Annotated in this window: 10 protein-coding genes; all 10 read right to left on the minus strand. The window is 67.1% G+C overall.

Going from position 1 to position 11393, the window contains the following annotated elements:
* Positions 1–16: 16 nt before the first annotated feature.
* Complete coding sequence (locus tag CFB52_RS14250; RefSeq protein WP_059578762.1) at positions 17–667, minus strand: DUF502 domain-containing protein; 651 nt, start codon at positions 665–667, stop codon at positions 17–19.
* A 61-nt stretch (positions 668–728) separates the two neighbouring features.
* Entirely contained in the window at positions 729–1082 is a 354-nt protein-coding gene (locus CFB52_RS14255; RefSeq protein WP_099316806.1) for an FmdB family zinc ribbon protein, read from the minus strand.
* Between the two features lie 95 nt (positions 1083–1177).
* Positions 1178–1804, minus strand: coding sequence for a methyltransferase domain-containing protein (locus tag CFB52_RS14260; RefSeq protein ID WP_099316807.1), 627 nt, complete (start codon positions 1802–1804; stop codon positions 1178–1180).
* A gap of 17 nt (positions 1805–1821) precedes the next feature.
* On the minus strand, positions 1822–3399 hold the full coding sequence (gene ubiB, locus CFB52_RS14265) for a ubiquinone biosynthesis regulatory protein kinase UbiB (protein WP_059578770.1): 1578 nt from the start codon (positions 3397–3399) through the stop codon (positions 1822–1824).
* 12 nt (positions 3400–3411) lie between these two features.
* On the minus strand, positions 3412–4038 hold the full coding sequence (locus CFB52_RS14270; RefSeq protein WP_060966671.1) for an SCP2 domain-containing protein: 627 nt from the start codon (positions 4036–4038) through the stop codon (positions 3412–3414).
* 164 nt (positions 4039–4202) lie between these two features.
* Entirely contained in the window at positions 4203–5237 is a 1035-nt protein-coding gene (locus CFB52_RS14275; protein WP_099316808.1) for a Tim44 domain-containing protein, read from the minus strand.
* 41 nt (positions 5238–5278) lie between these two features.
* The gene (gene ubiE / locus CFB52_RS14280) at positions 5279–6010 is read right to left on the minus strand and encodes a bifunctional demethylmenaquinone methyltransferase/2-methoxy-6-polyprenyl-1,4-benzoquinol methylase UbiE (RefSeq protein ID WP_059578778.1); all 732 of its coding nucleotides are present in this window, start codon (positions 6008–6010) and stop codon (positions 5279–5281) included.
* 52 nt (positions 6011–6062) lie between these two features.
* Positions 6063–6476 carry a gamma-butyrobetaine hydroxylase-like domain-containing protein gene (locus CFB52_RS14285; protein WP_099316809.1) on the minus strand — a complete coding sequence of 138 codons (414 nt, stop codon included), beginning with the start codon at positions 6474–6476 and terminating at the stop codon, positions 6063–6065.
* Positions 6473–6916 (minus strand): HIT family protein, encoded by a 444-nt coding sequence (locus CFB52_RS14290; RefSeq protein ID WP_060966669.1) that lies wholly within the window; start codon positions 6914–6916, stop codon positions 6473–6475. The genes CFB52_RS14285 and CFB52_RS14290 overlap by 4 nt, the downstream gene beginning before the upstream one ends.
* Before the next feature lie 87 nt (positions 6917–7003).
* The gene (locus tag CFB52_RS14295; RefSeq protein WP_099316810.1) at positions 7004–11029 is read right to left on the minus strand and encodes a DUF3683 domain-containing protein; all 4026 of its coding nucleotides are present in this window, start codon (positions 11027–11029) and stop codon (positions 7004–7006) included.
* Between the last annotated feature and the right edge of the window lie 364 nt (positions 11030–11393).

Raw genomic sequence — 11393 nt, forward strand, 5'->3', positions numbered from 1 at the left:
GGCGATGATTCTTTACTTACAGCGGCGGCTCGACGGGACGGCGGGCGGGCGCCGGAACCGGCGCCGAAGGCGCCACGACGCCCATCGAGACGATGTACTTGAGCGCGGCATCGACCGACATGTCGAGTTCGATGACTTCGCTCTTCGGCAGCATCAGGAAGAAGCCGGATGTCGGGTTCGGCGTCGTGGGCACGTACACGCTCACGTACTCTTCCGTCAGATGGTTGACCACGTCGCCGCCGGGCACGCCGGTCAGAAACGCGATCGTATACGAGCCGCGGCGCGGGTATTCGATCAGCAGCGCCTTGCGGAACGCGTTGCCGCTGCTCGACAGCAGCGTGTCCGATACCTGCTTGACGCTCGTGTAGATCGGCCCGACGACCGGGATGTGGCGCACGACCGCGTTCCACCACGTGACGAGCTTCTGGCCGATGAAGTTCTGCGTGGCCAGCCCGACCACGAAGATGAACGCGAGCGTCAGCACCGCGCCGATCCCCGGCAGATGGAAGCCGAGCATCCGCTCGGGCTGCCACGATTCGGGCAGCAGGAGCAGCGTCTGATCCATCGTGCCGATGATGAGGCCGAGCACCCACAGCGTGATCGCGAGCGGGACGAGAACCAGCAAGCCGGTCAGGAACACCGTTTTCAGGGTCGTCTTTTTCATCATCTGCCGTCAATGAACCGCGCCGGCGGCGCGGGTTGGTCGCGACCCGGCCGGGCCGCGACGGTCAACTGCCGGCGGCGGGCGTCGCGGCCGGTGCCGGCGCGGCGCTCGTCGTCGTGGTGCTGCTTGAACTGCTCGCCGCGGCCGGCGCGGCCGCGGCGGGTGCGGCTTGCGCCCCGGAGGCTGCCGGCGCCGCGTCGCCCGACGTCGCCGCCGGTGCGCTGGTGCCGCCCGAGCCACCGCGGAAATCGGTGACATACCACCCCGAGCCCTTGAGCTGGAACCCGGCGGCAGTCACCTGTTTGCGAAAAGCATCCTTCCCGCATTCAGGGCATTGCGACAGCGGCGCGTCGCTCATCTTCTGGAGCACGTCCTTCGCGAAACCGCACGCTTCGCATCGATAGGCGTAGATCGGCATGATATTTTTCCCGCGGAAACTGGAAACGGCTTGCAAAACCTTGAATTATAGCCGAAACCCGGGCGTGCTCCGGCAATGGCCGAGACGCCGGCGCATCAGCGGCGGCGCCACGTGAGCCAGCGCTCGTGCCCGTCGAACACGGCCAGCGAATCGGTCACCGGCAAATCCTCCACCCGTTCGAAGTGCGGCGCGAGCAGCGCGTCGAGCTCCGCACGCTCGATGCCGAACGGCGGCCCCTTCGGCTTCGCCACCAGGAAGAAATAACCGGCCAGCAAGCCGCCCGCGGGCAGCAGCTCGGCCATCCGCGCCGCATAGTCGGCGCGCATGGCCGGCGGCAACGCGCACAGAAACGCTCGCTCGTACACCCACTGCACGTCGAACGGCGGCCGGTACTGGAAAAAATCCGCCTGCTCGACGACGTCCGCATGCGCGCCGAGCTGCGCCTTCGCGGCAGCGACCGCCTGCGCGGCGAAATCGATCGCACGCACCGGCCAGCCGGCCTGCGCGAGCCATCCGGCCTCCTGCGCGCTGCCGCAGCCGGGGATCAGCACCGCGCACGGCTCGAGCCGCCGCGCGAACACGCGAAAGCCGGCCGGCACGCCACCGAATTCCCACGGCGTCACGCCGCGCTCGAAGCGCTCGTTCCAGAACGACGCGCTGCCCGGGTCGCGCGTCGCGAAATCGGCGGCCGACGGTGCGGCCGGTTGCTTCGGATCGGACATCGCCGCGCTCCTTTCGATCAGGCGCCGTACGCGAGCGCGAGCAGCACGCGCGCGACGAGCGCGCCGACGCCGACGGCCAGGCCGAAGATCAGCAACGCCTGCATCAGCCGGTTCGTCCGTTTCTGCTCGACGAGGATCTGGCGCATCAGCTCCTCGCTCGCGGCGCGCGGCGCGTCGTGGCGCGCGGCCATCGCATGGTGGATCAGGCGCGGCAGCTGCGGCAGCGTCTTGCTCCACTGCGGCGCCTCGACCTTGAACCGCTCGTACCAGCCGCGCAGGCCGATCTGCTCGGTCATCCAGCGCTCGAGATACGGCTTCGCGGTCTTCCACAGATCGAGTTCGGGGTCGAGCGAGCGGCCGAGCCCTTCCACGTTCAGCATCGTCTTCTGCAGCAGCACGAGCTGCGGCTGGATCTCGACGTTGAAGCGGCGCGACGTCGAGAACAGGCGCATCAGCACCTGGCCGAGCGAAATGTCCTTCAGCGCGCGGTCGAAATACGGCTCGCACACCGCGCGAATCGCGCTTTCGAGCTCCTCGACGCGCGTCTCGGGCGGCACCCAGCCCGATTCGAGGTGCAGCGTCGCGACGCGGTGGTAGTCGCGCTTGAAGAACGCGAGGAAGTTCTGCGCGAGGTAGTTCTTGTCGAAATCGGACAGCGCGCCGACGATCCCGAAATCGAGCGCGATATAGCGGCCGAACGTGTTCGGATCGAGGCTCACCTGGATGTTGCCGGGGTGCATGTCCGCATGGAAGAAGCCGTCGCGGAACACCTGCGTGAAGAAGATCTCGACGCCTTCGCGCGCGAGCTTCTTGATGTCGACGCCCGCCGAGCGCAGCGTCTCGACCTGGCTGATCGGCACGCCGGTCATGCGCTCCATCACGAGCACCTGCGACGTCGAGAAATCCCAGAACATCTCCGGCACGAGCAGCAGGTCGAGGCCCGCGAAGTTGCGGCGCAGCTGGCTGCCGTTCGCGGCCTCGCGCATCAGGTCGAGCTCGTCGTGCAGGTACTTGTCGAATTCGGCGACGACCTCGCGCGGCTTCAGGCGTCGGCCGTCGGCCCACATGCGCTCGGTCCACGTCGCGATGTCGCGCATCAGCGCGAGGTCGGAATCGATCACCGGCAGCATGTTCGGGCGCAGCACCTTGACGGCGACCGCCTTGCCCGCATGCGCGCCCTGCTTCAGCTTCGCGAAATGCACCTGTGCGATCGATGCGCTCGCGATCGGCTCGCGCTCGAATTCGTCGAACAGCTCGTCGACCGGCGCGCCGAGCGATTTCTCGATGATCGCGATCGCGACGGCCGAATCGAACGGCGGCACCTGGTCCTGCAGCTTCGCGAGTTCGTTCGCGAAATCGACCGACAGCAGGTCGCGGCGCGTCGACAGCACCTGGCCGAACTTCACGAAGATCGGGCCGAGGCTTTCGAGCGCGTGACGCAGCCGTACGGCGGGCGGATCGGAATAGCGGCGGCCGATCGTCGTGATCCGCAGCAGCAGCTTCACGCGCCGGTCGTCGATCCGGGACAGCATCACTTCGTCGAGGCCAAAGCGGATGACGGTGTAGACAATCTTGATGAAACGGAAAATGCGCATGCCCTGCGGCCCTCAGTGCGCGCCGCGCGGGCCGGAACCCGTGCGCGCGCCGATTTTTTGTTCGAGTCGCTCGACCCGCTTTTCGACCCGCGCGAGCGCATCGCGCGCGCGCGCCAGTTCCGCGTCGAAACCGCCGAGCGACGTGCGCCGGACGACTTGCGGGTTCTCGTCGAGCCAGTATTCGGCGACGGAATCGAGCACGTTGCGGCCGGTGCGGCGCACGCGCGCGCCGGCGTCGCGCACGAACGTCGCGATCCGGTACGCCGCCGCGTCGCCGACCAGCTTCGCGAGATCTTCCTCAGGTTCCCAGCGCAGATGCTCGGCCAGCTTCGCGATCTGCGTCGCGAATTCCGCGTCGCCCTCGATCTTCACGTGCTTCATCACGGCCGCCTGGCCGCCCTGCAGGAACGCGGCGACCGTGTCGCCGGCAAGCGCGATCGACACGTCGACCTGTTGCGCATCGTGCGCGTCGACGGCCGACAGATAACCGTCGGGCTGCACGAGCAGCGTGAGCGTGACGGGAGGCACGTCGATCCGGGCAGTCTTGCCCGCATAGGGAATCAGGCGGTCGCGCGCCCACGATTCGCGCGCGAGCAGGTGATTGACGGCAGCAGCAAAAGGCTTGGCGGCAAAGGTCATCGGGCTGGGAAAGAAAAAACCCGCGCAGGCCGGGCGCCCACGCGGGTTTCTATTGTAACGTCGGATCGGCGGCAGACCGTGCCCGACCGTACACCCGGGCGGCAAGCGGTCGCAGTGCGGCGGCCGTCGCCCGGATGCCCGGCGGCGCGGGCCGCCGGTCACGCTCAGTGCGTGTTGATCTGCTGGATACCCGCGAGCAGCCAGCCCTGACTGCCCGACTTCGACAGGTTCCACACCTCGTCGAACGGCGCGGCCGACGTATTCGCCGATTCGCGGATCAGGCCGTGGAAGCGTACGCTCGCCGACTGCTCGATGCCGCGATCCTCGATCGCGACCAGTTCGGCGTCGAGCTGCACGACGTCGGTCTGGTTCGCGTCGGTGCCGCGCGAATCGAGGTCGATCTTGATCTCGGCGAACATTTCGGGCGTCGTGAACTCGCGGATGTCGGCCAGGTTGCCCTGGTCCCACGCGGCCTGCAGGCGCACGAAGTACACCTTCGCGCTGCGCAGGAACGCTTCGGTATCGAAGCCGGCCGGCACCTGCAGCGGCGCAGCCGCCATCGCGCCTGCCGCACCGGCCGCCGCCGCACCGCCGCCGAACACGCTCTGCGCTTCGTTCGCATAGCTGCTGCCGCTACCTGCATAGTTGCTGCCGGTGTTGCCCTGCTGGAACGACGGGCTTTGCGCGTAGCCGCCCGACGACGACGACGCGCCGCCGAGCGAATACGCCGGCTCCTGCGGGCGACGGCGGTTCATGAACTTGCGGATCAGCCAGATGCCGACCATCGCGAGCAACGCGATCACGATGACGTTCGCCATCATGCTCGCGAACGCGCCGCCGAGGCCAAAGTGCGACAGCAGCGCCGCGATGCCGAGACCGGCCGCGAGGCCGGCGATCGGCCCGAGCCAGCGCGAGCGGTTGGGTTGCGCGGCCGGCGTGGGCGCGGCCGGGTTCGTACGCTGCGCCTGCGACGGCGCCGCTTGCTGCATCGGCTGCTGCGCGGGCGGCGTGGCCTGACGCTGCGTGACGGTGGAATTCTGGCGGCCGATGCTGCGCCCGCCGCCCATGCGCTTGGCCTCAGCGTCGAGCGATGCGAACGTGCCGGCCGTGAGCAGGCCGACCATCAGCAGGGTGCCGACCCGTCGAGCCCACGGCTTCGACGGCTTGCCACGGTTGAACAACGAACGCGATTCGAACATCAGTTTCTCCAGATGTAAGACAAATGTATGGGAAGAGCCCCTTAGTACTTGGCTCCCATGTGTAAAGCTACCACGCCACCTGACAAATTGTAATATTTGACGGCATCGAGGCCCGCTTGTTCCATCATCGTCTTCAGCGTGTCCTGATCGGGGTGCATCCGGATAGATTCAGCAAGATACCGATAACTTTCAGCATCTTTCGCGAACTTGTCGCCAAGCCACGGTAATACTTTGAAAGAATACAGATCGTACGCTTTTTTCAGCGGATCCCAGACTTTCGAGAATTCCAGCACCATCACGCGGCCGCCGGGCTTCGTCACGCGGCGCATCTCGGCGAGCGCGGCGTCCTTGTGCGTCATGTTGCGCAGCCCGAACGCGACCGTCACCACATCGAAGTAGTTGTCCGGAAAGGGAATTTTCTCGGCGTCGCACAACAGCGACGGCGTCACGATGCCCTTGTCGAGCAGCCGGTCGCGGCCGACGCGCAGCATCGATTCGTTGATGTCGGTATGCCAGACCTCGCCCGTCGGCCCGGCCGCCTTCGCGAACGACTTGGTCAGGTCGCCGGTGCCGGCCGCGATGTCGAGCACCTTGAAGCCGGGGCGCACGTTCGCCTGCGCGATCGTGAACGCCTTCCACGCGCGGTGCATGCCCGCCGACATCAGGTCGTTCATCAGATCGTAGTTGCTCGCGACCGAATGAAACACGCCCGCCACTTTCTTCGCTTTTTCGTTTTCCTCGACGCTTTCGAAGCCGAAGTGGGTTTTGCTCATCGCGTTGATCCTCAGTAAATGGCAAGACGGCGCCGAGCGGGCGCCGTCGATTTCAGTGGCAGCGGCCGTGCGGCGCGCCGGCCGCCTGCATCGGCGCGTCGCGCTCGACGCCCGCCGCCTTCAGTTTGTCGAAATAGTCGCGCCACAGCGCGTCCTGCTGCGTCGCCAGTTCATACAGCAGATCCCACGAGTAGATGCCGGTCGAATGGCCGTCGGAGAACGTCGGCTGCAGCGCGTAGTTGCCGACGCCTTCGAGCGCGGTGATCGTCACTTCGCGCTTGCCGGTCTGCAACGTCTCCTGGCCGGGCCCGTGGCCGCGCACCTCGGCCGACGGCGAATACACGCGCATCAGCTCGAACGGAATCCGGTAACTCTCGCCGTTCGGATACTGCAATTCGAGCACGCGCGACACCGCGTGCACGACGACGCCGGACGGAATCGGCGTCGTGGAAGTCAAACCGCTCATGGCTGCCTCGAATCGATCATGCGTTGAATTTCCTCGCGCACCGCATTGTGCAGCAGCGAGGCCTGCGCCGCGCGCGAGCGCAGCAGCGCCTCGGACACGCTGCGCTGGCGCGGCGCCCATACGGGCTGCGGAAAATGGGCATCGTTGGAAAAACGCGGAATCACGTGCCAGTGCACGTGCGGCACCATGTTGCCGAGGCTCGCGAGATTCACCTTGTTCGGCTGCATCACGCGGCGCACGGCCCGCTCGACCGCGTAGACCACGCGCATCAAGTGTGCCCGCTCCGACTCGCCGAGATCGGAGAACTCGGCGACGTGCGCGCCCCAGATCACCCGGCAGAAGCCCGGGTAGTCGTGCTCGCCCGTCGCGAGCACGACGCGCAGCGCATCGTCCTGCCAGAGCACCTCGCCGCCGTCTTCACGGCAAAACACGCATTCCATCGTCGCTCCCATGTGGACGGGCGCCGGCGCATCAGCGCCGGCGCCCGCTCTCATCCGTCGCCCGGCCGGGCGGTCGTCATGCCCGCATTAGACCAGCACGCGCTCGATGCCGCCATGGTTGGCCCGTGCGACATAATCGGCCATCCAGTTCTCGCCGAGCACCTGGCGCGCGATCTCGACCACGATGTAGTCCGCTTCGAGATTCGCGTCCTCGCCGTAGCGCGACAGCCCCTGCAGGCACGACGGGCAGCTCGTCAGGATCTTCACGTCCGGGCCGGCCGCGGCCACTGCCGCCGGCGCCGCCGCGTCGCCCGCCACCACCGGAATGGCACGCAGCTTCGCCGCGCCCTTGCGGATCTCCTCTTCCTTGCGGAAGCGCACCTGCGTCGAGATGTCCGGCCGCGTGACCGCCAGCGTGCCCGATTCGCCGCAGCAGCGATCGTTCTTCTCGATCTTGTAGCCGTCCTTCTCCGAACCCATCAGCTCGTTGACCAGCTTCACCGGGTCCATCGTCTTGATCGGCGTGTGGCACGGGTCGTGGTACATGTAGCGCGTGCCCGTCACGCCGTCGAGCTTCATCCCCTTCTCCAGCAGGAACTCGTGGATGTCGATGATCCGGCAGCCCGGGAAGATCTTGTCGAATTCGTAGCCCGCGAGCTGGTCGTAGCACGTGCCGCACGACACCACCACCGTCTTGATGTCCAGGTAGTTCAGCGTGTTCGCCACCCGGTGGAACAGCACGCGGTTGTCCGTCACGATCTTCTCGGCCTTGTCGTACTGGCCCGAGCCGCGCTGCGGATAGCCGCAGCACAGATAGCCCGGCGGCAGCACCGTCTGCACGCCCGCCTCCCACAGCATCGCCTGCGTCGCCAGCCCCACCTGCGAGAACAGCCGCTCGGAGCCGCAGCCCGGGAAGTAGAACACCGCTTCCGAATCGACGGTCGTCGATTTCGGGTTGCGGATGATCGGCACGATCTTGTTGTCCTCGATGTCCAGCAGCGCGCGCGCCGTCTTCTTCGGCAGGTTGCCCGGCATCTTCTTGTTCACGAAGTGGATCACCTGCTCGACCGCCGGCGGCTTGCCCGTCGTCGCCGGCGGATGCTGCGTCTGCTTCGTCACGACCTTCTTGAGCATGTCGTTCGCGAAGCGCTGCACCTTGTAGCCCACCCCCATCATCACGCCGCGCGCGACGTTGATCGTCTGCGGATTGGTCGCGTTCAGGAAGAACATGCCCGCCGCGTTGCCCGCGTTGAACTTCTTCTTGCCCATCTTGCGCAACAGGTTGCGCATGTTCATCGTCACGTCGCCGAAGTCGATCTTCACCGGGCACGGCGTCGCGCACTTGTGGCACACCGTGCAGTGGTCGGCCACGTCGTTGAACTCGTCCCAGTGCTTGATCGACACGCCGCGGCGCGTCTGCTCCTCGTACAGGAACGCCTCGACCAGCAGCGACGTCGCGAGGATCTTGTTGCGCGGGCTGTACAGCAGGTTCGCGCGCGGCACGTGCGTCGCGCACACCGGCTTGCACTTGCCGCAGCGCAGGCAGTCCTTCACCGAATCGGCGATCGCGCCGATGTCGGACTGCTGCATGATCAGCGACTCGTAGCCCATCAGCCCGAAGCTCGGCGTGTACGCGTTGCGCAGATCGGCGCCCTCGAGCAGCTTGCCCTTGTTGAAGCGGCCGTTCGGGTCCACGCGCTGCTTGTACGCGCGGAATTCGGCGATCTCGTCCTCGGTCAGGAACTCGAGCTTCGTGATGCCGATCCCGTGCTCGCCGGAAATCACGCCGTCGAGCGAGCGCGCGAGCGTCATGATCCGCGCGACGGCCGCGTGCGCGTCCTGCAGCATCTCGTAGTTGTCGGAGTTGACCGGGATGTTCGTGTGCACGTTGCCGTCGCCCGCGTGCATGTGCAGCGCGACGAACACGCGCGCGCGCAGCACGCGCTTGTGGATCGCCTGCGCTTCGTCGAGGATCGGCTTGAACGCGCCGCCGTTGAAGATCGCGCGCAGTTCCGCGCGGATCTCCTGCTTCCACGAGATGCGCACCGTGCGGTCCTGCGTGACGTGGAACACGGTCGCGCCCGGCTGCTCGTCCGCGCGGTCGGCGAACTTCTCGGCGAGCGCCTCGTAGCCGAGCTGCACCAGGTAGTGCTGCGCCTCGCGCAGCGGCTGGTCGAGCCGGTCGCGCACGAATTCCCAGCGTGCGCGCACGCGCCTGAGCAGCTCCAGCGCCTGCTGCACGCGGTCTTCCAGCAGTTCCGCGCTCGGGATCTCGTTCGCGTCGTCGGTCTTGCCGAGCGGCAGGTTGCCGCCACGGAAGAACGCCTCGAGCGCGTCGACCAGCTGCAGCTTGTTCTTCAGCGACAGCTCGATGTTGATCCGCTCGATGCCGTCGGTGTACTCGCCCATCCGGTTCAGCGGGATCACGACGTCCTCGTTGATCTTGAACGCGTTCGTGTGCTTCGCGATCGCCGCCGTGCGGCTGCGGTCCAGCCAGAAGCGCTTGCGCGCCTCCGCGCTGACCGCGACGAAGCCTTCGCCGCTCTTGCCGTTCGCCATCCGGATCACTTCGGACGTCGCGTGCGCGACCGCGTCGGCGTCGTCGCCGACGATGTCGCCGATCAGCACCATCTTCGGGAACGCATTGCGCTTGCTCTTGGTCGCGTAGCCGACCGCGCGCAGGTAGCGCTCGTCGAGGTGCTCGAGGCCCGCGAGGATCGCGCCGCCCTGCTTCGACGTCTCGAACAGGTAGTCCTTGATCTCGACGATGCTCGGGATCGCCTCGCGCGCCTGGCCGAAGAATTCGAGGCAGACGGTGCGCGTGTGCGCGGGCATCTTGTGCAGCACCCAGCGCGCGGACGTGATCAGCCCGTCGCAGCCTTCCTTCTGCACGCCCGGCAGGCCGGCGAGGAACTTGTCGGTGACGTCCTTGCCGAGCCCTTCCTTGCGAAAGCGCCGGCCTTCGATCTCGAGCATCTCGGTCTTCAGCAGCTTCTCGCCCGGCGCGTACGCGCCGTCGAACCACTTCAGCTCGAAGCGCGCGACCGCGATGTCGTGGATCTTGCCCTGATTGTGCTCGTGGCGCGTGACTTCGAGCCAGTTGCCGTCCGGGTCGACCATCCGCCACCACGCCAGGTTGTCGAGCGCGGTGCCCCACAGCACGGCCTTCTTGCCGCCCGCGTTCATCGCGACGTTGCCGCCGATGCACGATGCGTCGAGCGAGGTCGGATCGACCGCGAACACGTAGCCGGCCGCTTCCGCCGCTTCGGTCACGCGGCGCGTGACGACGCCCGCGCCGGAGAAGATCGTCGGCACCTTGTGCGCGACGCCCGGCAGCTCGGTGAGCTCGACCGCGCCGAGCTGCTCGAGCTTCTCGGTGTTGATCACCGCGGAGAACGGCGTGAGCGGCACCGCGCCGCCCGTGTAGCCGGTGCCGCCGCCGCGCGGGATCACGGTCAGGCCGAGCTCGAAGCACGCCTTGATCAGCGCGGCGATCTCGGCTTCGGTGTCGGGCGTCAGCACGACGAACGGGTATTCGACGCGCCAGTCGGTCGCGTCGGTCACGTGCGACACGCGCGACAGCCCGTCGAAGCGGATGTTGTCCTTCTGCGTGCAGCGGCCGAGCGCCTTGGTCGCGCGGCGACGCAGCTCGGCCATCTTGTCGAATTCGTCGGCGAACTCGTTGACCGCGCGCTGCGCCGCCGCTTCCAGCATCTCGACGCGCGATGCGCGTTCGCGGCCGGCGGCGTCGCGGTGCTCGGTGAGATCGGCGCTACGGCGCTTGCCGATTTCGGTCAGGCGGTGGTTCAGCGCCTCGATCAGCAGCGCGCGGCGCTTCGGGTTGTCGAGCAGGTCGTCCTGCAAGTACGGGTTGCGACGCACGACCCAGATGTCGCCGAGCACTTCGTACAGCATCCGTGCGGAACGGCCCGTGCGGCGTTCCGCACGCAGTTCGTCGAGCACCGACCACGCCTCTTCGCCGAGCAGGCGGATCACGATCTCGCGATCCGAGAAGGACGTGTAGTTGTAGGGGATCTCGCGCAAGCGGGGCGCGGGGTCGGCGGCGACGGCGGCGGCCGCGCCATGCGGATCGAAAACTTGTGGTGCGTTCATGTTCGGACGACTCGGAGGGCCGATATCCCGTGCACGGGCGTCGGCAAGCGCGTGGGCGCAATCTTGGGGAAATCTGTTCTGTTACCAGGCGCGCGGCTGTCCTTCATGGGGCCGGAGCGGGCGACTCGCCCCTCCTGGCCGGCGACAGGGCCTGGCGGCACTCGGGACCATCAGCACGATCGCGCGCGGCGCGCATGCCGTTCGGCCGCGGGGCTGGCTGCGCGCGGCGTCGGCTTCAACGGTGCGATCCGAGGGTGCCTCTGCATCTTCCGAATCCTTGATTCAAAACGGAATTCTAACCCATGATCGCGCCGCCCGTGACACGCCGGACAGGTCGTGGGGCTATCGCCGCGAGCCGCGCCGG

The sequence above is a fragment of the Burkholderia sp. AU18528 genome, from assembly GCF_002223215.2.
GTDB classification, from domain to species: Bacteria; Pseudomonadota; Gammaproteobacteria; order Burkholderiales; family Burkholderiaceae; genus Burkholderia; species Burkholderia semiarida.